This is a genomic window from Ruegeria sp. BC2, from assembly GCF_056539245.1.
This window is the reverse complement of the sequence record NZ_JBQFUQ010000004.1, coordinates 127,271-149,979: the sequence shown is the minus strand read 5'-3', so window position 1 is coordinate 149,979 and position 22,709 is coordinate 127,271. Positions and strand designations below refer to the sequence as shown.

General features: G+C 59.3%; 23 protein-coding genes, 1 tRNA gene and 1 riboswitch. Of the genes, 12 read left to right on the top strand and 12 right to left on the bottom strand.

The window, feature by feature from the left end; genetic code table 11:
• Positions 1–13 precede the first annotated feature (13 nt).
• The 4 genes from ACR0CU_RS15750 to ACR0CU_RS15735 all read right to left on the bottom strand — a co-directional run bounded on the left by ACR0CU_RS15750 (position 14) and on the right by ACR0CU_RS15735 (position 3,676).
• Entirely contained in the window at positions 14–775 is a 762-nt protein-coding gene (locus tag ACR0CU_RS15750) for an ABC transporter permease (RefSeq protein ID WP_093963579.1), read from the bottom strand.
• Positions 772–1,701 (bottom strand): ABC transporter ATP-binding protein, encoded by a 930-nt coding sequence (locus tag ACR0CU_RS15745; protein WP_170343068.1) that lies wholly within the window; start codon positions 1,699–1,701, stop codon positions 772–774. The genes ACR0CU_RS15750 and ACR0CU_RS15745 overlap by 4 nt, the downstream gene beginning before the upstream one ends.
• A 91-nt stretch (positions 1,702–1,792) precedes the next feature.
• On the bottom strand, positions 1,793–2,317 hold the full coding sequence (locus ACR0CU_RS15740; protein WP_170448594.1) for an SRPBCC family protein: 525 nt from the start codon (positions 2,315–2,317) through the stop codon (positions 1,793–1,795).
• An 84-nt stretch (positions 2,318–2,401) separates the two neighbouring features.
• Positions 2,402–3,676: a TAXI family TRAP transporter solute-binding subunit gene (locus ACR0CU_RS15735; protein ID WP_170448596.1), complete on the bottom strand. Its 1,275-nt coding sequence runs from the start codon at positions 3,674–3,676 to the stop codon at positions 2,402–2,404.
• Positions 3,677–3,861: 185 nt separating this feature from the next.
• Here ACR0CU_RS15735 and ACR0CU_RS15730 point away from each other — a divergent pair, with 185 nt between their 5' ends.
• On the top strand, positions 3,862–4,956 hold the full coding sequence (locus ACR0CU_RS15730) for a CaiB/BaiF CoA transferase family protein (RefSeq protein WP_170448773.1): 1,095 nt from the start codon (positions 3,862–3,864) through the stop codon (positions 4,954–4,956).
• A gap of 54 nt (positions 4,957–5,010) precedes the next feature.
• Here ACR0CU_RS15730 and hemE read toward each other — a convergent pair whose 3' ends face one another.
• On the bottom strand, positions 5,011–6,045 hold the full coding sequence (hemE, locus tag ACR0CU_RS15725) for a uroporphyrinogen decarboxylase (RefSeq protein ID WP_480643406.1): 1,035 nt from the start codon (positions 6,043–6,045) through the stop codon (positions 5,011–5,013).
• A gap of 106 nt (positions 6,046–6,151) precedes the next feature.
• Between hemE and hemC the strand changes: the two genes are divergently transcribed.
• Positions 6,152–7,114, top strand: a complete 963-nt coding sequence (hemC, locus tag ACR0CU_RS15720) for a hydroxymethylbilane synthase (protein WP_170448600.1) — start codon at positions 6,152–6,154, stop codon at positions 7,112–7,114.
• 233 nt (positions 7,115–7,347) lie between these two features.
• Here the strand turns inward: hemC and ACR0CU_RS15715 are convergent, their stop codons facing one another.
• Together ACR0CU_RS15715 and ACR0CU_RS15710 are read right to left on the bottom strand one after the other, a co-directional pair.
• A complete protein-coding gene (locus ACR0CU_RS15715) occupies positions 7,348–9,582 on the bottom strand; it encodes a CHASE2 domain-containing protein (RefSeq protein ID WP_367647605.1) in 2,235 nt (744 codons plus the stop codon).
• Positions 9,583–9,620: 38 nt separating this feature from the next.
• Positions 9,621–10,406 (bottom strand): FecR family protein, encoded by a 786-nt coding sequence (locus tag ACR0CU_RS15710; protein ID WP_367647606.1) that lies wholly within the window; start codon positions 10,404–10,406, stop codon positions 9,621–9,623.
• A 709-nt stretch (positions 10,407–11,115) separates the two neighbouring features.
• Between ACR0CU_RS15710 and ACR0CU_RS15705 the strand changes: the two genes are divergently transcribed.
• Positions 11,116–11,205 (top strand) — tRNA-Ser (locus tag ACR0CU_RS15705).
• Positions 11,206–11,336: 131 nt separating this feature from the next.
• Here ACR0CU_RS15705 and ACR0CU_RS15700 read toward each other — a convergent pair.
• Genes ACR0CU_RS15700 through ACR0CU_RS15685 form a run of 4 tightly spaced genes read right to left on the bottom strand, consistent with a single transcriptional unit; the run spans position 11,337 to position 14,517 of the window.
• Complete coding sequence (locus ACR0CU_RS15700; RefSeq protein ID WP_170448602.1) at positions 11,337–12,365, bottom strand: FecCD family ABC transporter permease; 1,029 nt, start codon at positions 12,363–12,365, stop codon at positions 11,337–11,339.
• Entirely contained in the window at positions 12,366–13,319 is a 954-nt protein-coding gene (locus tag ACR0CU_RS15695; protein ID WP_170448604.1) for an ABC transporter substrate-binding protein, read from the bottom strand. It abuts the gene before it with no gap.
• Complete coding sequence (locus ACR0CU_RS15690; protein WP_170448606.1) at positions 13,316–14,122, bottom strand: ABC transporter ATP-binding protein; 807 nt, start codon at positions 14,120–14,122, stop codon at positions 13,316–13,318. Before ACR0CU_RS15690 ends, ACR0CU_RS15695 begins: the two co-directional genes overlap by 4 nt.
• Positions 14,119–14,517, bottom strand: coding sequence for a DUF1636 family protein (locus ACR0CU_RS15685; RefSeq protein WP_170448608.1), 399 nt, complete (start codon positions 14,515–14,517; stop codon positions 14,119–14,121). Before ACR0CU_RS15685 ends, ACR0CU_RS15690 begins: the two co-directional genes overlap by 4 nt.
• Before the next feature lie 103 nt (positions 14,518–14,620).
• Positions 14,621–14,828: riboswitch (cobalamin riboswitch) on the bottom strand.
• 644 nt (positions 14,829–15,472) lie between these two features.
• On the opposite strand from ACR0CU_RS15685, the gene ACR0CU_RS15680 reads away from it, so the two are divergent.
• The 8 genes from ACR0CU_RS15680 to ACR0CU_RS15645 all read left to right on the top strand — a co-directional run bounded on the left by ACR0CU_RS15680 (position 15,473) and on the right by ACR0CU_RS15645 (position 20,827).
• Positions 15,473–15,772, top strand: coding sequence for a hypothetical protein (locus tag ACR0CU_RS15680; protein WP_093963780.1), 300 nt, complete (start codon positions 15,473–15,475; stop codon positions 15,770–15,772).
• Between the two features lie 363 nt (positions 15,773–16,135).
• Entirely contained in the window at positions 16,136–16,435 is a 300-nt protein-coding gene (locus tag ACR0CU_RS15675) for a hypothetical protein (protein ID WP_170445390.1), read from the top strand.
• A gap of 55 nt (positions 16,436–16,490) precedes the next feature.
• Positions 16,491–17,105, top strand: a complete 615-nt coding sequence (locus tag ACR0CU_RS15670) for a hypothetical protein (RefSeq protein ID WP_170448610.1) — start codon at positions 16,491–16,493, stop codon at positions 17,103–17,105.
• A 53-nt stretch (positions 17,106–17,158) separates the two neighbouring features.
• Positions 17,159–17,464 carry a hypothetical protein gene (locus tag ACR0CU_RS15665; protein WP_170391759.1) on the top strand — a complete coding sequence of 102 codons (306 nt, stop codon included), beginning with the start codon at positions 17,159–17,161 and terminating at the stop codon, positions 17,462–17,464.
• Positions 17,465–17,506: 42 nt separating this feature from the next.
• A complete protein-coding gene (locus tag ACR0CU_RS15660; protein WP_170359951.1) occupies positions 17,507–17,680 on the top strand; it encodes a hypothetical protein in 174 nt (57 codons plus the stop codon).
• 118 nt (positions 17,681–17,798) lie between these two features.
• A complete protein-coding gene (locus ACR0CU_RS15655) occupies positions 17,799–18,443 on the top strand; it encodes a protein-tyrosine phosphatase family protein (protein ID WP_170448612.1) in 645 nt (214 codons plus the stop codon).
• A gap of 19 nt (positions 18,444–18,462) precedes the next feature.
• Entirely contained in the window at positions 18,463–19,896 is a 1,434-nt protein-coding gene (locus ACR0CU_RS15650) for a hypothetical protein (RefSeq protein ID WP_170448614.1), read from the top strand.
• Positions 19,886–20,827 (top strand): metallophosphoesterase family protein, encoded by a 942-nt coding sequence (locus ACR0CU_RS15645; protein ID WP_170448616.1) that lies wholly within the window; start codon positions 19,886–19,888, stop codon positions 20,825–20,827. Before ACR0CU_RS15650 ends, ACR0CU_RS15645 begins: the two co-directional genes overlap by 11 nt.
• On the opposite strand, the gene ACR0CU_RS15640 is transcribed toward ACR0CU_RS15645, so the two are convergent.
• The gene (locus ACR0CU_RS15640; RefSeq protein ID WP_170448618.1) at positions 20,828–21,586 is read right to left on the bottom strand and encodes a DUF4956 domain-containing protein; all 759 of its coding nucleotides are present in this window, start codon (positions 21,584–21,586) and stop codon (positions 20,828–20,830) included. It abuts the gene before it with no gap.
• A gap of 43 nt (positions 21,587–21,629) precedes the next feature.
• Between ACR0CU_RS15640 and ACR0CU_RS15635 the strand changes: the two genes are divergently transcribed.
• The gene (locus ACR0CU_RS15635; protein ID WP_170448620.1) at positions 21,630–22,673 is read left to right on the top strand and encodes an SdiA-regulated domain-containing protein; all 1,044 of its coding nucleotides are present in this window, start codon (positions 21,630–21,632) and stop codon (positions 22,671–22,673) included.
• Positions 22,674–22,709 lie beyond the last annotated feature (36 nt).

Below are 22,709 nucleotides of genomic sequence, written 5' to 3'. Positions count from 1 at the left end.
AAAATGCAACGCCCTAGCTCCGGATGCGCCACCCGGTTTTGAAGATCCAACCGATGACCGCCAGGCAAAAGCCGGTAAAGGCCAGGATCGCCAGAAGGCTAAGCAGAATGGGCACGTCCGAAAGCCCGTAAAACGACCAGCGAAAGCCCGAAATCAAATAGACCACCGGGTTGAACAACGAGATCGTCTGCCACACCGGCGGCAGCATCGAGATCGAGTAGAACGTGCCGCCCAGAAAGATCAAAGGCGTGACGACAAGCTGCGGCACCAGCGACATCTGTTCGAAATTGCTGGCCCAGATCCCGATGATGAAGCCCAGCAGGGAAAAGCTGAGGCAGGACAGTATCAGAAAGGCGGCCATCGCGAAGGGATGCTCGATGCGGATGTCCACGAAGAACGTGGCAGTGGTCAGGATCACCAATCCCACGAACAACGCCTTGGTCGCGGCGGCGCCCACATAGCCGATCACGATCTCGATGAAATTCACCGGAGCCGAGAGCAGTTCATAGATCGTACCCAGGAACTTGGGGAAATAGATTCCAAAGGACGCGTTCGAGATCGACAACATCACCACCGAAAGCATGATCAGCCCCGGCACGATGAAGGCGCCGTAGGAGACGCCCTCGACCTCCTGGATGCGACTGCCGATGGCGGTGCCGAACACCACGAAATACAGCGAGGTCGACAGCACCGGCGACAGGAAGCTCTGCGCAAGGGTGCGGAAGAACCGGGCCATTTCGAACCGGTAGATGGCGGCGATGGCGGACCAGTTCATGCGGCATCTCCGGACACGAGGTTGACGAAAATCTCTTCCAGGCTCGATTGCCGGGTCTGCACGTCGCGCAACACCAGCCCCGCCTCGGCCACGTCATTCAGCAAGGTGGTGATACCGGTGCGATCGGCATTGGTGTCATAGGTATAGATCAGCGCATCGCCCTGCCCGTTCAGCACCAGATTGTGGTGGGCCAGACTGCCGGGAATGTCCGAGATCGTGCGGGTCAGCATGACCTCGATCTGCTTCTTGCCCATCTGCGCCATCAAGGTGTTTTTGTCCTGCACCAGCATCAGTTCGCCCTTGTCGATCACACCGATCCGGTCGGCGATGGCTTCGGCCTCTTCGATGTAGTGGGTGGTCAGAATGATGGTGACACCGGCAGCCTTCAACTCGTCGACGATGGCCCACATATCCTTGCGCAGTTCGACATCCACGCCGGCGGTGGGTTCATCCAGAAACAGCACCCGCGGCTCGTGCGCCAGCGCCTTGGCGATTAGCACCCGCCGCTTCATGCCGCCCGACAATTCCTTGATCGCGTTCTTGCGCTTGTCCCACAGCGACAGCTTGCGCAGGATCTCTTCGATCCGGGCACTGTCCTGCCCATAGCCGAACAGACCGCGCGAAAACCGTACGGTGTTCCAGACCTTCTCGAACGGCTCCAGCGCAATTTCCTGCGGCACGAGGCCGATCATGCGCCGGGCGGCACGAAAGTCCGTGAGGATGTCGTGCCCCCCTACGGTGACAGTCCCAGACGTGGGCGTGGTAATCCCGCAAACCGTCGAGATCAGGGTTGTCTTTCCCGCCCCGTTCGGGCCGAGCAGAGCCAGGATCTCGCCCTCTTCGATGTCCAGCGATACGCCTTTCAGCGCTTCGAACCCGCCGGCATAGGTTTTGCGCAGATCCTTGATCGAAAGAATTGTCGTCATGCGTTTTCCCAGTTCTGGCCGGGACAGTATCGCGCCAGAGGATTGCCGAACAGACCAAATTCGCACAGTCCTCTGCGCACAAACGCAGGTTTCACTCGCGCCCGGTCAGGCGACCCAGCCAGCCTTTCTTTTCACCCTCGGAGGTGTCTTCGCCGCCCTCTTCCGGCGCTGCAGGGCCTTCGAAATGCTGCTGAAGGTTCGAGAAGAACTGGTCAGCCATCTTTTTGGCAAAGCCGTCGATCAAACGGCTGCCTAGCTGCGCCAGCTTTCCGCCAACCTTGGCATCCACGTCATAGGCCAGAACCGTTCCACCGCTGTCACTGGCGCTGAACGTGACACTGGCGCTGCCCTTTGCAAAACCCGCCGCCCCGCCTTTGCCCTCACCGGCGATGGTCAGGCTTTGACCCTCAACCATGTCGGACATCGTGACGGTGCCTTTGAACGTGGCCTTTACCGGCCCGACCTTCTGCACCACGGTCGCCTCGTAACCGTCCGTCGGATTGCCCGAAACCTCTTGCGCACCGGGCACGCAGGCTTTCAGCACCTCGGGGTCCAGCAGGGCCGCATAGACATCGGACGGCGCCGCCTGAATTTCACGCGTGTCACTCATTTGCATGGGACCACCCCCCTTTCTTAAATGTCTGATATTCGACCAAAGACCTATCCACGAACTGCCGTTGCGGCAACCGTGTTCCACACATTACCCGCCGCCCCCGGAATCCTGAGCCCGCATGTCGGAAATCCGTTTCTGCACCAGTTCCAGATGCAGACGGGCATCATACTGCCCTTGCCTGTAGGCCGCTGGCAGCCGTAGGTCCGCCAGCTTTTCGTCCAGCACCTGCAATTGGCCTTGCATCCGCGCGAGGTCTTCCGCGGAAGGGTTGTCGGCCAGGTCCTGTTCGATCAGACGAATTTCCGGGTAGTGCTGCCAGACACGCCATCGTTGGAAATAGGCGTAGATGCGCGGCAACAACCGGACCAGCGGAAGGACGATGAAAAAGAACGGCAGGAACAAAAGGAAAACCCGATTGACCTGCGCCGCCACCCAATAAGGCAACCAATCATGCCAGGTGGATGGCCCTTCAAGTATCAGCTGCCGTGCGGTGTTGTTGAGGGGCAATGCGGTCCCTTCGATCCCCGGAAAGGCCCCGGGGTCATTGATGATGCCCTGAGCCTCGTGCAGGGCGATCGCCGCCATCGTTAGTCGATTGACCAACGCCGGATGCAGTCCCGGCCGCACGACCAGCCGCGCCTCGAGAGCGATCAGATCTACCGGGCGCGGCGGCAGAACCGGGTTCAGCGACATGCCTCCGGTCGGTACGGTCACCACGGTGGCATAGGACAAACGACGCGAAATCGCCTCGACATGTTCAAGGTTCAGAACCTTCAGTCCCGGCACCTCGTAGGCGGCCAGCAGGTAGGGAGCTTCGATCGGCGCGACAAAGACAGCGATGTCCAACGTTCCGTCCAACAAGGCGTCGGCCGCCTGGTCATAGGGCAGTGCAACATGCACGTTATCCTCGTGGGCCAGCCCGACCGCGCGCTCGAAGTCGCGGAATGCGTCCGCGGTGCCGGACCCGGGTGCACCGCTGTTGATGCTCAACCGACGCCACAGCGCGGGATTGGGCGGAATCCAGGCATCCTCGCGCGCCATGAAAATCATCGGCTCGAAAAACACGGTCCCGATGGCCTGCGCCCGATCCGGGTCAACTTCGATGCCGCCCTGCAAGAAGGCCACATCCACAGCCCCGTCTTCCAGGAGACGCGCATTTTCGACAGACCCTGCGGTTTCGACGATCTCGAGCCGAATGTCATCCTCGGCAAGGATATCAGAGTAGTCCTGCGCCACTTCGATATAGGCACCACCCGCCGGTCCGGCTGCCATGCGCAGGTCGCCGGGCGGGTGCAGCAGAAGGATGATTGCCACCAGAACCGCCAAGACCATGGCGGCACTGATCGTGATCCAAAGACGCATCCTACCCCTCGCTGATCCACCCCGGACAGCACGCTACGCCGCTGGCCCCAAGCTGGCAAGTATTCCGATGTGTTTGTTGGTTTTTCCCGTTCCGGATCAGACCGATGCCAGACGCCGCGTCGCCGGCGGTCGGTCTTGCATTCCTGCTGGGTCCCGGCCAGCATCGCCGCGAGGGAGTGCTGCTCATGCTGAACGGAATCCGTGTTGTCGAAATCGAGGGTCTCGGCCCCGGCCCGTTCGCCGCCATGATGCTGGCGGATCTGGGGGCCGATGTCGTGACCATCCACCGCAAGGAGGGCGCCGTCACACCCGGCATGCCGGACCGATCCGTGCTGGACCGGGGCAAGCGCTCGATCGCGCTCGACCTCAAGGACCCCGACGACCTCGAAACCGCCCGGCGCCTGATCGCAACCGCCGATGCGTTGATCGAGGGCTTCCGTCCCGGCGTGATGGAGAAGCTGGGCCTGGGGCCCGAAGCCTGCCACGCCCTGAACCCGGCGCTGGTCTATGGCCGCATGACCGGCTGGGGCCAGGACAGCCCGCTTGCCGACACCGCAGGACATGATCTGAACTACATCGCCCTGTCGGGGGCACTCTGGTACGGCTCCCCTCCAGGCGCCGAGCCGATGACCCCGGCCACGCTGGTCGGCGATATCGGCGGGGGCGCGATGTATCTGGTCACCGGCATACTGGCCGGGCTGCTGAACGCGCGCGCAACCGGTGCGGGAACCGTGGTCGACGCCGCCATCTACGACGGATCCGCGCATATGATGAACCTGCTGATGAGCCTGCGCCAGACAGGCAACCTGTCCGACACGCGCGGCCAGAGCCTGCTGGACGGCCCGCATTGGAGCCGTACCTACGCCTGCGCGGATGGCGGCTTTGTTTCGATCCAATGCCTCGAGCCGAAATTCTATGCCCAATTCCTCGAAATCCTGGGCCTGTCCCAAGACCCGGCGTTTCAGCAACAATACGACAGCATGCGCTGGCCAGACCTGACCCAGCGCCTGGCGGAAATCTTCGCAACCAAACCGCGCGACCATTGGGCCAAACTGTTCGAAGGCTCAGACGCCTGCGTCGCCCCGGTGCTCAGCCCCGACGAGGCCGCAACCCATCCGATGAACACCGCCCGCCAAACCTGGCGCACGGCAGCCGGCACCCTGCAGGCCGCCGCCGCCCCGCGCTTCTCCACCCGCCAATGGCAGCCGAAACCCAGCCCGGCCCGCGGCCAACACACGACCGAAATTCTGAACGAACTTCAGGCTCTCAAAAAGACATGACACATCCTTCATCTGGCCAACGGCCAAGAGGGCGCTGGCCCCCTCCCGCGCCGCCTACCCGCCGCGGACCGTGTCGATCATCAACTGCACATTGTCCGGGTCGGCATCCGGTGTGATCCCGTGTCCCAGATTGAAAATTTGCGGCCCGTTGGAAAAGGCACGCAGGATGCGGCGGGTCTCATCCACCAGGGCCTGCCCGCCGGTCACCATGTGAGACGAGGCCAGGTTGCCTTGCACGCAGCCATCCACCTGCACATGTTCGGCCGCCCATTCCGGCGCAACCGAGTTGTCCAGCGCCACGCAATCGACACCGGTGGCCTTCGCGAAGCCGACATAGCCCTCGCCCGCCTCACGCGGGAAACCGATGACCGGAATGCCCGGATGGCGTTCCTTGAGCGCCTGGGTAATGATCCGGCATGGCTCGACCGCGTATTTGGTGAAGGCCTCACCTTTCAATGACCCGGCCCAGCTGTCGAAGATCTTGACCACCTCGGCCCCCGCTTCGATCTGAGCCGACAGGTATTCGATCGTGGCCGCCGTGATCCGGTCCAGCAACGCCTCGAACAGCGCGGTGTTTTCCTCGCGCAGGGCGTGGGCAGGGCCCTGATCAGGGGTGCCACGCCCGGCGATCATATAGGTCGCAACGGTCCACGGGGCGCCGGCAAAGCCAATGAGAGTCGTCTCGGACGGCAACTCGCGCGACAGGATGCGCACGGTTTCATAGACGGGCGACAAGGTCTCGTGGATCGCATCAACGGGTTTCAAGGCGTCGAAATCCGATCGCCGCGTGATCGTCGACAGGCGCGGCCCTTCGCCGGTGACGAACCAAAGATCGGCGCCCAACGCCTGCGGCACCAGCAGGATGTCGGCAAACAGGATCGCGGCATCGAACCCATAGCGGCGGATCGGCTGCAGTGTCACCTCCGCCGCCAGATCGGGGGTGTAGCACAGCGACAGGAAATCGCCCGCCTGTTCCCGCGTCGCGCGGTACTCCGGCAGATAGCGTCCGGCCTGTCGCATCATCCAGATCGGCGGCGTGTCCAGTACCTCGCCCGCAAGCGCCCGCAGCAGTTTCTTGTTCTCGGCCATGTCAGCCCCCACTATTCCGGTTTGCGCAACGGGTCCGCCTTCAGCGGCAAAATGTCAAGCGCGGCCCCCATTGTCAGGGCAATGTGACGCGACTAAAGCTGTGCCCATGACTTTGACCCTGCCCACCCCCGCATCGCCGCTGAAGATCGGCACCCGTGGTTCGCCGCTGGCGCTGGCCCAGGCCCATGAAACCCGCCAGCGGCTGTGCGATGCTTTCGACCTGCCGGAACAGGCGTTCGAGATCGTGGTGATCAAGACCACCGGCGACAACCGCGCCATGATCGACGCGGACCGCCCGTTGAAAGAGATCGGCAACAAGGGCCTGTTCACCAAGGAAATCGAAGAGGCGATGCTGGGCGGGGACATCGACATCGCCGTGCACTCGACCAAGGACATGCCCGTCGAACAGCCGCAGGGGCTGGTGCTGGACACGTTCCTGCCGCGCGAGGATGTGCGCGATGCCTTCATCTCGCCCCGTCTCAGCTCGATCCATGACCTGCCAGAAGGCGCGGTCGTCGGCACTTCGTCGCTGCGGCGACGGGCCCAATTGCTGCACCGCCGGCCCGATCTGAACGTGGTCGAGTTCCGGGGCAACGTACAGACCCGGCTGAAGAAGCTGGCTGATGGTGTGGCCGAATGCACGTTCCTGGCCATGGCCGGCCTCCGCCGCCTGAACATGCAGGACGTACCTGCCACCGCGATCTCGCCCGACGACATGCTGCCGGCTATCGCGCAGGGTACGATCGGCATCGAACGCCGCGCGGACGACCACCGGGCCGCCGAGATGCTGGAAGCCATTCATCACTCTGAAACGGCCTGTCGCTTGGCGGCCGAGCGCACGTTGCTGGCCGCGCTGGACGGGTCCTGCGAAACTCCGATTGCCGGTCTGGCCGAACTTGCCGATGGGCAGTTGCGCCTACGCGGCGAGGTCCTGCGCCCGGATGGATCGGATGCCATCACCGAAAGCCAGACCGGTTCGACGGAGGACGCAGCGGAAATGGGCCGGGCCGTGGCGGCAGAACTGCTGCACCGTGCCGGGCCCGGATTCTTCGAGTGGAGAAATTTGTAAAAAAGTTTCTGCGAATGTGAACTGCTTCACTGTCGCCCCGGTTGAAATCGGGCATCAATGTGTCATCCCGATTGGGAATGTGGATCAGTCTCGAATGTATCGAAGTTGTAGTTCGTGATTTTGTAGATAGTATTCGAGGGGGCGAGACTGAGAACCCTGTCCGATCGAAACGGGTCGTGCCTTTGAAAAAAGGCGCGGCCCGTTTTGACTCTGCGACCCGCAACGGGTCCCTGTCATCCGGGAAAACGGTGCACGTTGCCATGATGACTGAACATCGCCTGGCCCGAGCGGATGTCGAACCGAAAATCAGCCGACCGTCCCGGCAAGGCCGCATAGAACGCGCGCAGGCCCGGTTCGACCAAGCCAGCTTGGACGCTGCAGGCTTCGCTCAAGCGCTGTATTTCGTCGTGAGACCGCCGTGCACGTATCGCAGTGATCAAATCCTGATGCATCTCCTGCAGCTTCCGGAAATCCGCGCTATGGGCCAACGCGCTGTCACCGACCAATGCAAAAATCGGCTCCAGTTCGGTCTTGCCTTTCAGATGAACAAGCCCGGCTTCAAGCATCGCGAGATCGGCGCCAGCAGCCTGTGAGACTGAGCTTGAGATCAGGATGTCATATTCGACCTGGCGGCAACTCTGCTCGATTCGAGCGGCGACGTTGACCACATCTCCGATCACCGTGTAGTTGAATCGCCGCCGCGAGCCAATGTTGCCGACGCAGGCCATTCCCGTGGCACATCCTGTCGCCAATGCGATCGGAGGATGCCCGCGCATCGTGTCCGAAGCATTGAACTCGGCCAGAGCTCGCCGCATCTGCAACGCAGCCTGTGCCGCCAGAAGCGGGTGCCGCTCCACCGGAACCGGCGCGTTCCAGAACGCCATGACCGCATCCCCGATGAATTTGTCGATGGTGCCTTTTTCGTGCAGGATCCGGTCTCCGATGACCGAAAACAGTTCATTGAGCAGCGCGACCAGGTCCGTGGCCGACACCCGCTCGGACAACGGTGTAAACCCGCGAATGTCCGAGAACATGACCGTGATTTCCTGCGTTTCACCGCCCAGTTGAAGTTGGTGTCCGGTTGCATCCATCTCGTCCAGGATCTCGGGCGCGACATAGTGCGAGAAGATCCGCCGGATCACCCGCTTTTCCCGCTCGGTCGATATGAACAGATAACCGGACAACAGCCCGAAATTGGCCATCCCGCCGGCAAGCGGGAAGGTTGCATCGAACAGCACGGACTGGTTCTGAAATGCCAACCAACTGACCCCGACAACCACGGTCGCCGCGATGCCGCCGGCCATGAACGAGGCAACGGCCCCGAAACTGGACATGACGACCGTGACGACGACTCCAAGGATGATGAAAGCAAGAAGCTCGAGGGCGGCGGTGACATCCGACCGGGTCAGCATGTCGCCCAGCAGCGCCTGTTCGATGACTTGGGCGTGGATGGAGACGCCGGGAACGGACTCTCCCAACGCAGTCTGATGCATGTCGAACAGACCTGCAGCCGACGTTCCGATCAATACGATCCGGCCTTCGATCTGGCTGCGCAGAACCGGATCATCTGCGGATCGCAGTATGTCATTGGCCGACAGGTAGAGCCCGGGATCATCCGGTCTGTACCTGACCCAGACCTCTCCGTTTTCCGTTGTGGGCAGGACCAGACCCGCCAATTCGACCGACAGCACGATGCCGGCCTCGCCCTGAGCCCCTTCGATGAAGATCACCGGCTCGCCCGTCGCGACCCTCAGAGCCTCCAGCCCAAGTCCGGGCAGAACACCGCTTGGCCCCTGCCACAACACCGGAACCCGACGCACCACGCCCGTGCCGCCCAAAGGTGAAACATTCACACCGCCGATCCCGGTTGCATCCCGGTCCAGCGGTGGCGCCAGCGGAGTCCAGTGGGGCACGGACACCAGCCCGGCGGCCGGGTTTTCGCCGATCTCCACGATCCCGGCCTTCGGGGCAATGTCCTGATCCCCTCCGGTCAACCGCGCCGCCACACCCATCACGACGGGCCAGTTCGAAACCTCGGCCCCGAACAAGATGTCATTGTCCAGTTGGGCGGCCTCCTCTTTGGCGCTGAGAATGTCAGCCAGGGCCGGATCACTCAGCAGCCGCGACGGTGAGTACCGATCGGGCTCGGCGAACAACATGTCAAAAGCGATTGAAGCGGCGCCATACTCGCCCAAACGCTCGACCATCTGCGTCAACAGGGTCCTGGGCCAGGGCCATTGGCCCCAATTCTCGAGCGACGTTTCGTCGATATCGACGACCCGGACCGGCAAATCGGGATCGAAGGCGCGCGGGGACAACCGCTGCAACACGTCGAAAAAGATCAGCCGGGACATGCGGACCGGATAAGGGTCCAGTACCCGCAGCAGACAACCAAACAGGATCAGACCCAAGCCCACCAGCCGAAAAGCACGGCGCCGTCCGGCTTTCTCGTGCTGCCTGACACTCACGTCAACCTCTGCTCGCCGGCAACGACATGGACAACGCTCTAGCCATCGCCGCCGGACCCAAAGACACCGCCGCCAGTATCCCGCCGATCATCGACAGTTTCGGGCCGGTCGCCCGACCTGTCGAACTGCCCGACCGGATCCGGTTGTTCGGGCGGCGCGGCAACCGCTGCCTTGACCTGCCTCTGCAGCGGAGCGGACCGGCGCGGTTCGGGCGCGTCCGATTTTGCGCGCGGCGCAGGTTGGGATTCACCCGAGCAACCTTCGACATCCACCTGCAAAGGCGGTTTGAGGTCTTTCTGCGACTGAATGAAAGGAAAACCGCTGACCACGGCCTTGTCATACATCGCCTGATCGACCGGGCGCCCGACCGCACCACGCTGGCTGGTTGCATACAAGCTGCAAATCCGACCCGTTGATCGGCAAGAGCCGCCGAGGCCACACATCTGAACCGTGCCGTGCAGCACGAGCATCGCGCTTTGGTTTCCCGGCGCGATCCACATGTCAAATACCGTGCCCCGCACCGCCATGGTGGCCGTCGGCGTCTTGATGGAGTAGGCGCCTTTCCTGCTTTTGCCCGAGATGAACCGGAAGCTTCCACCCAGCGCCTCGACAGCAAAGCTTTTAGCCTTGCGGTTGCCGCGCAACATCTTCACGTCCAGAACCATCCGCGCATTGGGACCAACCGCGATCTTCGTGTCATCCACAAAGACAAGCTGAACCACGCCATTCGCATCCGTGACGATCGAGTCGCCGGACAACACCTCCATCCCATTACGCAGGGGCAGCGTTTTGCCGCCACGGGTCACGTCCGCCCCCTGTTTCACGCTGATTACGGTTCCGATATTTGCCCAACTGAGGGCAGGAACGCAAAGAACGAAAAAACCAACCAGAACAATCTTCAACCAAGCCAAAATGCCAGCCCTTCCCCCAAAGGTTACTGTCGAGCGCGGATGCGCTCACTGCCCGGCCAGCCTCTGAAACTGTTTTTTTGGATCAATCAAAATGACTAAAATCTTAGCAAATATGCATCCATTGGCATGTAATTGGCAAGTTTTCTGTTCTTATGCCTTTTCAGCGGAGAAGCTGAGCCGCCGAGTTCAGTCAAAAGAAACGGCCGTTTCTGCAACTCAAACCACCTGGCACTGGTGATCCAGCAGAGCGGGTTCCAACGCCAAAGGCAGGCAACCTCTCCAATTGGTTCAGCCGTTTGCGGCACCCATCATTTTGCAGATGCAGTTCCCTACCGCACCTGGCTCGCCCAAATTTTTGTGTCCGATTACGTACTCTGGCCGCGCGTACATTCTCAGGCCAACCGACGTTGGGACAGCGAAACCAAATCGAAGCAGAACGCGAATCCACGCATGGTTCTTGAAAATCCAACAGCAAGACATAGTGACCACGCCTTTGCCCAAGCGGGTGCAGACCCAAGCGATTCCAAGCGTTTTCAAGGGCTTCGCCCAATCCGGCAAAAATTTCCGGTGGTGCAGGAATTGGCCTTGTATTTCCGTCGCTTGCACGGCTATACCCGTCGGCGGAGACGTGGCCGAGTGGTCGAAGGCGCTCCCCTGCTAAGGGAGTAGGCGGGAAACCGTCTCGAGGGTTCGAATCCCTTCGTCTCCGCCATTACCCATTGATATGGCTAAAATAGTGAAGGGCTTGCTTTCAAGTTCTACACTTTTGCTGCGCGCCTTCGCCGGTGCTCCGCCAGCTTCAAGCACCGTTTGGCTGATGATCCGCCAACGGGCCTCGAACACTCAGCGTTTCAACAACAGAATAAAGAAGATCCCTCCCAAAAGACCCGTGACGACGCCAACGGGAATGTCCTCGGGGGCCATTGCGGTTCTGGCGACCACATCCGCCCAGAGCAAAAACAAACCACCCAGAATTGCCGACAGAGGAACGACGCGCCGGTAGTCTCCGCCAACCAGGAACCGCACGATATGCGGAACCATAAGACCGACGAAGCCGATCATGCCCGAGAAGGCCACCATGACTCCGGTGATCAGCGCGCCAGCTGCAAAGACACCAAGCCGAAACCGCGCCACCGCAATGCCCAGCGAGCTTGCGGTTTCATCCCCGATGGTCATCGCGTTCAGCCTGGCGGCCTGAAGCCAAAACCAGGTACCGCATGGCAGCAGGATCGCCAGCGGGTAGATCAGGTATGACCATTGAGCCAACCCCAACCCGCCCAACATCCAGAACACGACCGTATGAGCCGCCTTGGGATCGCCGAGGAAAATCAAAATGTTGGCGCCAGCCATGATGACGAAAGACACCGCCACACCAGTCAGGACCAGGCGGTCCGCGCTTGTGGCGCCGGCCCAGCGGGCAACGCTTAGGACCGTCAGCGTGGCCGCCAGGGCACCCAGAAACGCCATGACCGGCACGGTCAGAAGCCCCAGAAACAAGCCGGTATGCATCAAGGCAAGAATGGCTCCAAACGCGCCGCCGGCCGAAATGCCCAGCAGGTGCGGATCGGCCAGCGGGTTTCTTGTGACCGCCTGGAGGGTGGCCCCGACAATCGCCAATCCGGCCCCGACCATGACGGCAAGCAGGGCGCGCGGAAAACGGATTTCCCAGATAATCGCGGCGCGGCCCTTTGACCATGTCGGCTCGTCCGAGGATAGGCCGGCTTCGTGCAGCAAAACTCCCCAGACGGTCTTGGTGGGCACCGAAATGGCCCCCACCGAAATCGCAAAGGACAAGGACACGACCAACACGACCAGCCCCACCAGCATCGCCGCCCAGAGCGGTAGTACCCGGCGCGCCCGCACTACGCGCATTTAGTTGCCGACCGAGGCAGCCGGGCCCCAAAAGCCATGGGCGAGCTTCCGAACCGCCTTGATGTTGCGCGGTCCGGGCGTGGCCTCGACATATTCCAGGACCACGAAACGATCGTTCTTGACCGCGTCCAGATCTGCAAATGCAGGATTATTGACCATGAAGTCCCGCTTCTGCTCGGCGGCGACGTCGCCATAATTGACGATCACAATGACTTCGGGGTTGCGATCGACGACTTCCTCCCAGGTGACGGTCGCCCAGCTTTTCTCGAAATCATCCATGATGTTGACGCCGCCTGCGGCCTCGATCAGAGCGGTCGGCATGGCATAGCGGCCGGCAGTGAACGGCGTATCCTCGCCGCTGTCATAGACAAAGACACGCAGCGGTTCGTCCGAAGGATTCAGGCTGAATGTGATCTCAGCAAGTTCGGCCTTATATCCCTGGACCAGCTTTTGCGCCCTGTCTTCGACACCGAAGATACGACCGAGGTTCAGAAGATCGTTGTACATGTCGCTCATGCTGGCTTTGGGCTTGTCGCCGATATGGATGCAGCTTTCAGTCAGTTCGTAGGTTTTGATCCCGAAAGGTTCGAGCGTCTCTGGCGTCACCTCGCCACCCACTTTCATCCCGTAGTTCCAGCCCGCGAAATAGAAATCGGCATCTGCGCCGACCAGCACCTCTTTGCTGGGATACTTGGCCGACAGCTCGGGCAGTTGCTGCACTCCGGCGCGCATGTCCTCGTCCAACGTCTTCCAGCCGGAAATGCCGGTATATCCCACCATTCGGTCGGCCAGGCCCAGCACCAGCATCATTTCCGTCAGGTTCACGTCGTTCGAGATCGCCGCCTTGGGCGGTTCGTCAAAGGTGACGGTTCGATTGCAACTTTGCACGGTGGTTTCCGCGATCGCGGTATTGGCGGCCAAAGCCAAGCCCAGGACTAGGGTGGTCGGTTTCATTCCAAGCTTCCTTCTGGTTGGGGATTGGGGAGTTGATAGGTCAGGTGAGGTTTGTGACTGAGGCTGAGTTGCTCTTGCCGGGCGGTGACATCGAACGTGTCAGAGACCAGCCTGTCACTCAGCACTGTCTGGGTTGGGCCAAAGCCGCAGGGTCGACCGTTCTTCAGAATCAGAACACGGTCGCAGACATCGGCGGCCAGGTTCAGATCGTGCAGCGAGGTGACGATCGTCAGGTCGAGGTCCCGGATCAGCCGCAACACCTCTAGCTGGTTGCGGATGTCCAGGTGGTTGGTAGGCTCGTCCAGCACAAGAATCCGGGGTTCCTGGGCAAGGGCGCGCGCGACCATCACACGCTGACGCTCGCCGCCGGACAGAGTGGCCAGCCCACGGTCGGCAAACCCTTGCAGATCCATTCGGTGCAGCGCGGATTCGATGATCTGGTGGTCACGACTGCCGGGCGTGGACAGGCCCAACCGGTGCGGCACCCGCCCCAACGCCACGATGTCGCGCACGGTCAGCGCGAAATCCGAGGGCTGCTCCTGCAGCACGGCGGCAACCTGACGCGCCAGCGCCCTGGGGGCCATTCTTTTGACGGACCCGCCGTCCACCAGAATGTCGCCCGAGGACGGACGGTGATAGCCGTAGATCATCCGCAGAAGGGTTGTCTTGCCGGCACCGTTGGGCCCCACAACCCCCATGACCTGCCCGCGCATCAGCGCAAAACTGGTCTCGTGCAGCACCAACGGCGCTCGTTTTCGCGGCGCCCAGGTGACGGTATCCACCGACAGCAAAGGCGCGCTCATGAGGCGCAATCCGCATTTTCCGAAGACGCAGCCATCGCGGCTGGAATGCGGGCCAGCGTCGCGTGGCGAAGCCCGGCCGGGCGGTCGACCGAGCTGCACCATCCATCGCGCAACTGCTGGTACAGCCGGGCGAATTCCACCAATGCCCCGGTCTCTTCAGACGTCAGGCCGCCAAACAGGTAAGATGCCTTGCCCGGCGCGTGATAGGCGACGGTACAGGGTCGGGTGCACCCGGCCATGCAGGCCGCACCGGAAACGTCAAAACCTGCCAAACCGTCGTCTTCGGCCAGCGCGGCGCGCAATCGTCCGATCAGGTCAGGCCCGGGGCGTACGGCTGCGCTCTTGGGTCGGCAAGATAGGCAAACCGTGATGTGATGTGTTGATTGTCGGTTCATTTCGCCCTCCGCGAAATCGCGGGGCGGAAAGGGAACCAGTCATGTCAGCGGCGTAAGCCGAAAATGCCATCTTGGCCTCCTTCCGGGACACCCCGCCCGGGTTGAGTTGCGTTTGATGATGGCAGGTCTCCTGACTCGCGGTGTATGGCTTGCCCCGCCTTCCCAGACCTATCGGCCCAGTGGCATCCGGGGGTCGCACACCGCCTACAGTTGCGGGGGCAGTCACGGAGTTGGCGTCAGAACGGCGCCGCACCGTATTCCCTTTTACCCGACCGCCGAAACGATCGGGAACCATCAGCGCCAATCTCATCCATGAAACCGATTGCACTGTCAACGACGTTCTGGGCGGCTGCACAATGGAGGTGTCCCGGCGACCCTTCGGCACCACCTGAGCGACAGACCGGGCGGTGAATTACGTCGTTCTGACCAACTGGCTTAAGATGGCCCGGAAGGTCCCGAAACACGGCGGTGCAAGCGGGCTGACTGCCAAGCCTCCGTGAGCGGCCTCGCCTTTTCTCTTTGAATGCAGAAGCCTATCGTTGGCAAGCGTACAAAATTTACGCGCGGAAAAATCATTGATTTATCCTGTGATTGATTCAAACATACGAATTCGACACAACTTTAGCTTTACCTCCGTTGTTGTCGCTGTCGCCCGTTTCGTCGGGCCCTTCCGACTGCTGGAGTGAGTGCTGGCGGTCGGAAGGCATTTCAAAAAGATCAGCGTTGGGAGGACGCGGTGCCCGGTCTTAACGTACGAACCCTTCCTCGAAACTTCGCACCGGTTTTTGCCCATGACGTCATTGCGTCAGCACGCTTTGTTTTCGGTCCCGGGGATCGGCAGAATATCTGTCTGCCAGCCATGTCTTTGGCGGCAAAACCGGGGACCGCATAGACGTGAGCACGCAAAAAGGACCACCTATTCCACAAGTATCAACAAACCCAAAAGGAGAAGAAAGTGATTAACAAAGTCATGATGATTTCAGGCGCGACGTGTTTCGTACTGCTAGCGGCCTGTGACGACACCAGCACGTCAAGCGCACCTGCCGAACTGACACCCGCTCAACAGGCGTGTCTGCGAGACGTGGCCAAAACAACAAACAATTCGCAAGTGGTCGTGCTCTCATCCGCGTTCAGCGAGGCTGGAACACAAGTTACCGTTGGGGTTGGAGAGGATCGGGCTCCGTGGAATTGTATTGCCTACAGTGATGGCGCGACAGCTGGTATCGAGTTCCTCGGCGACGAAGGCGCGTTGTGACCGGTTTGATGCGTAGCCGAAATCGGCTGCGCAGCACTGGCTTGATACGCTGAGGTCCGGCTTGGTCTGCAGAATAACCATCATCGCGTTCGCGACCCTTTACCTGTTGGCGTTGTTTGCGTTTGTGACGGGCACTTTTGGCTGGTTTGGACAGGAACGAGACCCATTGTCCGGCGTATTCCTTTTGCCGCTGGGTCTGCCTTGGGTCCTTGCGTTGGACCTTTTCTCAGAGTCGGCCAAACCGTGGCTCGCGGCGATTGCACCGGTGCTCAACCTGTTGGCACTGGTTTTGATATGCAGATGGGCACGTGGTTTGCGCCAGGAATGAAGGCGGAACTCTTTCCCGCAAAATAGGAGGAAAACATGGGAAAAGTGATCTTGGGGCTTGTGATCGGGCTCATCCTCGGTGTGGTTGGAGCGATGACCTTGGGCGGCGGGGCCGCGATGGGTGTCGGCGTTGCGACAGGCTTGTCCGCCGGTGTGTGCACCACATTGAAGGGAGCTCAGGCCGAGAACCTGATCACCGCCGAGCAAGCAGATCAGATCCTCAATCGCGTGAACTCCGAGATGGCATCATTGCAAGGAATTGAAACGACGGACGAGATCGTCGGCAGCGCACAGGCATGCGATGAATTTCTGGCAAAGTTGCGGGAAGCGAAGTGAGGTTTCTGCTCACCGGAAACACAACATTTACGATAGACCGACAGAGGACCTGCTTATGAAACGCAGTTTTTGGAATCTTTTAACACCCGCACTTGCGATCAGCGGAACGGCCGCCCTGGCCATGTCAGACGCCGACGACGCGTGTATCGACCATCTGCGACAGGTCGGTGGACCGGACGGTCAATCCGGTACGATCGAAAGCTCACAGTTCTCGGAAGCCGGCACGCTCGTCATGCTGCGTGACGCCGGCGGAACACTTTGGCGCTGCATTGCGTACAAGGACGGAAGCATTGGCGAGATGTCGGTTGTCGAGGCGATGGATGATGGTGGCGGAGCCATGGACGGCGCTTCCGGGTCTACAGGTAGCCAGCGCGTCACATTCGATGCCGGATCCACCGGCGCCGAGCTCGTCGGCCAACTCGCGCCAGGGGAATCGCAGCAATACGTTCTTGGCGCGAAGAACGAACAGTTCCTTTACGTCCGCGTTGCTCCGCGAGATGGATCCCTGGACTACGTCATTCGCAACCCCGATGGGTCTGAATTGCTGGGATTGATGTCTGCGGACAAGGAGTATCGCGGACAGCTGTGGCAATCCGGCGATCATGTTGTCGAGGTCATCAACCGCGGCAGCTCTGCCGTCGACTACAACGTCATTTTTGGAATTGAGTAGGTGATCGACCTGAAACCCTGAACCGCATTTCCAAAACAACCGGGGAAAAGCAGATGAAGTCCAAGACCCTAGTGGCGATCGGCGCGGTCAGTGTCTCTGTGCTTGCAGGATGCGGCGAAAGTGGCGGATCAGTGGAAGCAAGTGCACCGATTGTGGGCAGTTCCAGCGATCTGTCGTCATTTGAAGGCGCAAGAGCGGGTCAGGCTGAAATGGGCATTCAAAGTCTCGGGTTTGAACTCATCCGAAGCGAAGGGCTGACCTCGTACTGGTTCAACAAGGAGACCGGTGCTTGTGCTCGGATCACGACATCTGAGGGAAGATACTCGGACGTAGCGATGCTGCCGTCAGGTGACTGCTGACACACATTCATCAATCCCAAATCTGCAAAAAGGAGCTCCAGCTTGCATTTCGACCTGGCACATGCGGCGATTACCGTTGTCGCCCTGATCATCACCAACCTGGCCCTGAAATCGGCCGGCGTGATCAACGAAGAAAACAAACACCAATGGAACTGGAAAGTTGTTCTGGCCTACTTCGTGGTCGTCTTTATCATCAACTTGGTGTGGCCGATTTGATTCTGGAGGGCGAGAAGCCAACCGCCGACCTGACCTGGTTACCGTGAACACGTCTCTCCGCGGGATTGCCGGCAGGAAAAGCGTGAGCATCGCTGGCTGAAAACAGAAAGGAATACGCATGCGTTTTTTGACATCCCTCATATTCATCGGTGTTCTGGCAACAGCGGCGAATTCTGACGTCACCAGTCGAAACGGTGGCCCAAGCAACAGCCAGATGCTCTCTAGGGGCAGCGACGGAGGCATCGATGGCGTCGCTTTCTTTCGCCCAGTCCTAAGCGGAGTTTTGTATCGCTCTGGCTTCAAGGGCGGCGACAAGGGTCGAACGGGCTTGAGCAACGCTCAGCGCGAAACACTGTGCGATGAAGGGTTTTCGGCCGGGTTTTATGCGGACTTCGGCAAGAACACCGAATACGGCCGCACCAGCTGTGGAAACGGAGCCTTTGACTATCAGAGCGCCAGATCGTCCCGCCCCGGCAGTGTCATGGCCGCCATACACCAGGTGATTGAGGACCCTGGAAAGGGTCCTGTCCTGGTGCACTGCATGTGGGGCGTTCATTCCTCAGGCGCCTTGTCGGCAATGGCGCTTGTTCAGTTTTGCGGCTGGACGGAAGACAGGGCCAAGAAATATTGGAATGATGCCCGAAACGGGGCCCCATGTTCGGGCGGGTGTGACCAGTGGATTGACTCGAAATTCTCAAACTTCAGTGTCGACCCCAGTTTGAAGATCTCCGCCGAACAACAGGCCGCGATTTGCCCCAAATGACATCCGGAGGACTATCCAAATGAGATTCAATCTTCTGGGGTCACTGGCTCTCATTGCACCCACAGCCTTGTGGGCGAGCGACGATGTTCGCGGAGAAGCCACGACATTTGATAGTCCCAATGGTGTTACGGAACGCTGCATTCGGATCGAAAAAGTCCCAACGGGCGAGTACAAGAACAGCGATCTTGAGGAAGAAACGGCCTATTGCGAGATCGATTTCTATGCGCCCGAAATCGCCATTTGCCCAAAAACTTGGAGCACCAGCCCGGGAATGGCCGTCTACGATATTTCGGAAGGACCCTACGTGGGGAACCGCTCTGAGTTCGAGAGAAACGCTTGCAAGGAGGGCAAGTCGGCAAAAGAACTGGCCAATGGCAGAGTAGCCAAATTCAAATCCACCATGAACCAGAAGGGTACAAGCGGAACGTTTTCCACCTCGTCGCTGCTCTACTATCATTTCTCAAGGTATTTCGACGCGACGGTGAAAGTTCCGGTGGCGGTCTGGCGCAGCATGGACGCTCAGGCGCATCTTTCTGAGGTTGCAGAGCCCGGCCTTGCGATTTCCGGCGGATCTCATGGCGGGCGCATGAACCATGAAGGCTGGCGGGTTTTCGTGGCTGCGGATGCCGACCCGAACTCGTACCAACCGACGGATGATCTGTTCACCGCGGATCGAACGCAGATATACGGTGTCCTGCTTGATAGCCCCGGTCATCGCTACGGCTCGGAAATCAACGGCACCCGTCAATCCGGTTGGGGCAAAGGCCAGAATCGCGATTTTCAGGAAACACCCGCTTTCCTGGCCTTGCGGTCGTCAAAACCCTTGCCCGAGGCCATTGCAGAGGGTGTCAGGGAAGGCCGAAAGGACCGGCAGATCAACAAGGACCTTGGGCCCGAAGTCAGCGATCAACAGATGGCATTCTGGATGCAGGAGCTTACGGAGATTGTTCTGCTCGACTTCATCTTCAGCCAGCAGGACCGTGTGGGAAATATTGATTTCACACCCTACTGGTATTGGGTCGAAGACGGAAAACTCAAACACAAGAAAACGAAACACCATCAGCCGAATGATGGAGACGTTCCCGCCGATGCGATATTGATCCGTCGCAGCAATCTGAACGACAACGATGCCGGTGGGCGGGTCGAATATGCCAACTTCGCGAAATCCACTCAGATGCTGGAGAAAATGCGGCATTTCTCTCCAAACACATACCGGCGGCTGGTTGCGTTGAACAGTGACCTTCAAACGCAAGGCCCGGTTTACGGCTGGTTGTCACAAAGCTTTGGGTTGTCGGACCGTCAGATTGCGCAGGTCGTCAAAAACACTGCGCTGGCAACATCCATCCTCAAGAGCAATTGTGCCAAAGGCGATCTGGTGTTTGACTTGGACCCTGTCACATTCTTTTTGAACAAAAATACCGAGGCGGAGGGCCTGGACTGCAATGATCCGTAAGCGTTCGATCACTGTCGCGGCGTTCGTTTGGACGGTCGTGCTCGCCTGCAAAGCGGCCGCTTTGGATGTGATCGTCATATCGGATCTGAACGGCAGCTATGGCTCGGTCAGATACGATGCGCGCATCGAAAAGGCGATCAAGCGGATAATTGAGATTGATCCCGATCTGGTGATTTCGACGGGCGACATGGTCGCCGGGCAACGCATCCCAAACCTTTCAGACAAGCAGGTCAGAGAGATGTGGAAGGCGTTTCACAAGGCGGTGTCCGACCCGCTGGAGGCTGCCGGGATTCCATTTGCGGTCACGCCGGGAAACCATGATGCCTCGGCCTATCGCGGGTTCGAGCGCGAGAGAAAAATATATGCCGAGGAATGGGGCCCCAGAAAACCAGACGTCAACTTCCTGATGTCGGATGACTATCCGTTCTTCTACGCGTTTGAAATGCAGGGGATAACCTTTGCGTCTCTGGATGCCACGACCCTTGGGCCACTATCCGGCGATCAGCAGGACCAACTTGTGCAACTTGGGGCAGGTGGAGACCCGATTGTCACGTTCAGCCACCTCCCGCTGTGGCCGTTTGCGATCCAGCGCGAACGCGAAATCATCGGTGACCCGACGCTTGAAAGAATCTATCTGCAAAGCGGCGTCGTTCTGCACCTGTCTGGACACCATCATGCTTTTTACCCTGGCTGGAAAGACGGCGTGGCCTATGTTTCGCAAGCTTGCTTGGGTGGTGGCCCGCGGCGGCTAATCGGTGATCGCGCCAGGTCACCTCACAGTTTCACGCATGTCACCTTCCAGCCGAACGGAGAGTTTGGGATAGCAGTATATCGAGGGCCGGATTTCGAAAGGTCTGTCGACTTCAAGTCGCTCCCGAAAGAGATCAGATCCCCGAATGCGGTGTTGAAACGTTTAGACCTTGTGAAATGACTAGAAGCTGAGTTTCAACTCGACTTTTTCGGGGACCAAATCGTTTATCATCTCTTCGATGCGGGCTTCGGAAAGCCCACCCGAGGTAATGAAAAGCAATGAAATTCGGGATTTGCCGGGAACATGGTGTTTTCTGATCAGCTTCCAGCCGGCGTCGGCGGCCATGGCTTCAATGGCGCTGCTGACGTTCAATGAGTGCTCCTCGTCCGAAGCCTTAAGCGATATTTCAACGCCCTTGTTTCGCCCTCCGAGCCAAATGAAACACCAACAGACAACCGCCACCAATGTGGCCATCAGCGGCAGGCCCAACCCGACCGCAAGTCCAAGAACGGTTACGACGATCAATTCGACAGTGTCTATCGGATCATCCAAATTGGAGCGAAACCTGAGCAAAGCTCCGATGCCGAAGATAACGAACCCGATCATTGACCCGTGCTGGACGACCAGGAACCCCACCGCCATGCCGATCAGCGCATAGAGGAAGAAGAGCCTGGGCATGACGATGTCGCCGACACTTCTACGGGCTTTACGCCGCACCGGATGATAGACGATCAAGCCAGCCAGAATTATCGTGACCAGCACATCAAGAGAAAAGAAATACAGTTCCTGTTTGCCGCGAAACTGCGTCCATCTGCGTTCGATCAGAATTTCCGATTCCGATGCCCCGGCAAGCATTGTCGCCGGGTCGATTTGCGACATCGCCGCACCGGGCAACAGCAGCATCAACAACACAGTCACAAACGGGAAAATCGTATTCAACTCATCTTCCTTCCTGATTGCGCCCAGACAGTGCCCGTCACAAGTGAATCCCAACAAGCAGGATCAGGTAAAGAGTTCAAAGCGCATTCTTCCGACATCACAGACAAGTTGTGATACGAATGCGATAAAGGGGTGTGTCACACACACGAGAAAATCGAAGGGCAGAAAGCACGTGTTTCCGTCAAAACCTGAAGTTTCACGGCGCTTGTGCAAATTTGGGAGATCCGCTCTTGCGGCCACCTTCCTCGCGGCAGCGTTTTTGCCTTGGTCTGGCTCTGCCTTTGCAAAAAGTGCTGATCTGGTTCTGGTCGATAGAATCAAAGTCGCGGACAAATCAAAGGGATTCTCAGAACCTTCCGGTTTGTCGCTGTCCCACGCTGAAGGCTTCTTGTGGTCTGTAAGCGACGCTGAGCCGAAACTGCACCTACTTGGAGTCGACGGAGTATTGGGAAACTCCTTCCAGTTGCCGCCTTTGGCCGGATCAGATTTGGAGGGCGTCGCGTCGCGAAAAGATGGGTCGGTTTTGCTCCTTCAGGAAACCGATCGATCGATATTGGTCGTTCAACCAACCGACCCTATCCAACTGACAAGGGTCCCACTTGCGTCCCTCAAGGGGTACCCGGCCGCTGCCGAACTGCTTGTCGGCAACCCGCTGAACAAGGGGCCTGAGGGCATCACCGTCGACCCGGACACTGGGCGAGTATTCGTTGTCATTGAAGGACAACCGCGTCTGTTGCTGGTCGTGTCACCGGACCTAACTGAAATTCAGGAAGTCATCCCTTTGGATCGTGGATCTGGTTTTGTTTCGGATCGCGTGAATGACGATGAACTGGATGTGAGCGGTTTGGCTTGGTCCGTGTCGGGTGTGCTGTGGATTCTCAGCGACAAGGGACGCCAGATCTTTTTGTACGATCCAGAGACGAGAACAGCAGATACGATCGAACTGACGTATATGAAAAATGGAGACCGAAAGGTCGTGAAGCACCCCGAAGGGATCGCCTTGGATGAGGCCAAAGGGCTTCTCTACATCCTCACGGACGATGCCGAGAAGTCGCGCCTGTACGTTTTCAATATCCCTGAGTTTTGATCGCTACTGCACGGAACTCACCCCGTACGGATGACT

Coding starts and splice junctions, on each gene's coding strand:
- ACR0CU_RS15750 (WP_093963579.1), bottom strand. CDS start 775: ATGAACTGGTCCGCCATCGCCGCCATCTACCGGTTCGAAATGGCCCGG.
- ACR0CU_RS15745 (WP_170343068.1), bottom strand. CDS start 1,701: ATGACGACAATTCTTTCGATCAAGGATCTGCGCAAAACCTATGCCGGC.
- ACR0CU_RS15740 (WP_170448594.1), bottom strand. CDS start 2,317: ATGCAAATGAGTGACACGCGTGAAATTCAGGCGGCGCCGTCCGATGTC.
- ACR0CU_RS15735 (WP_170448596.1), bottom strand. CDS start 3,676: ATGCGTCTTTGGATCACGATCAGTGCCGCCATGGTCTTGGCGGTTCTG.
- ACR0CU_RS15730 (WP_170448773.1), top strand. CDS start 3,862: ATGCTGAACGGAATCCGTGTTGTCGAAATCGAGGGTCTCGGCCCCGGC.
- hemE (WP_480643406.1), bottom strand. CDS start 6,045: ATGGCCGAGAACAAGAAACTGCTGCGGGCGCTTGCGGGCGAGGTACTG.
- hemC (WP_170448600.1), top strand. CDS start 6,152: ATGACTTTGACCCTGCCCACCCCCGCATCGCCGCTGAAGATCGGCACC.
- ACR0CU_RS15700 (WP_170448602.1), bottom strand. CDS start 12,365: ATGCGCGTAGTGCGGGCGCGCCGGGTACTACCGCTCTGGGCGGCGATG.
- ACR0CU_RS15695 (WP_170448604.1), bottom strand. CDS start 13,319: ATGAAACCGACCACCCTAGTCCTGGGCTTGGCTTTGGCCGCCAATACC.
- ACR0CU_RS15690 (WP_170448606.1), bottom strand. CDS start 14,122: ATGAGCGCGCCTTTGCTGTCGGTGGATACCGTCACCTGGGCGCCGCGA.
- ACR0CU_RS15685 (WP_170448608.1), bottom strand. CDS start 14,517: ATGAACCGACAATCAACACATCACATCACGGTTTGCCTATCTTGCCGA.
- ACR0CU_RS15675 (WP_170445390.1), top strand. CDS start 16,136: ATGGGAAAAGTGATCTTGGGGCTTGTGATCGGGCTCATCCTCGGTGTG.
- ACR0CU_RS15670 (WP_170448610.1), top strand. CDS start 16,491: ATGAAACGCAGTTTTTGGAATCTTTTAACACCCGCACTTGCGATCAGC.
- ACR0CU_RS15665 (WP_170391759.1), top strand. CDS start 17,159: ATGAAGTCCAAGACCCTAGTGGCGATCGGCGCGGTCAGTGTCTCTGTG.
- ACR0CU_RS15655 (WP_170448612.1), top strand. CDS start 17,799: ATGCGTTTTTTGACATCCCTCATATTCATCGGTGTTCTGGCAACAGCG.
- ACR0CU_RS15650 (WP_170448614.1), top strand. CDS start 18,463: ATGAGATTCAATCTTCTGGGGTCACTGGCTCTCATTGCACCCACAGCC.
- ACR0CU_RS15645 (WP_170448616.1), top strand. CDS start 19,886: ATGATCCGTAAGCGTTCGATCACTGTCGCGGCGTTCGTTTGGACGGTC.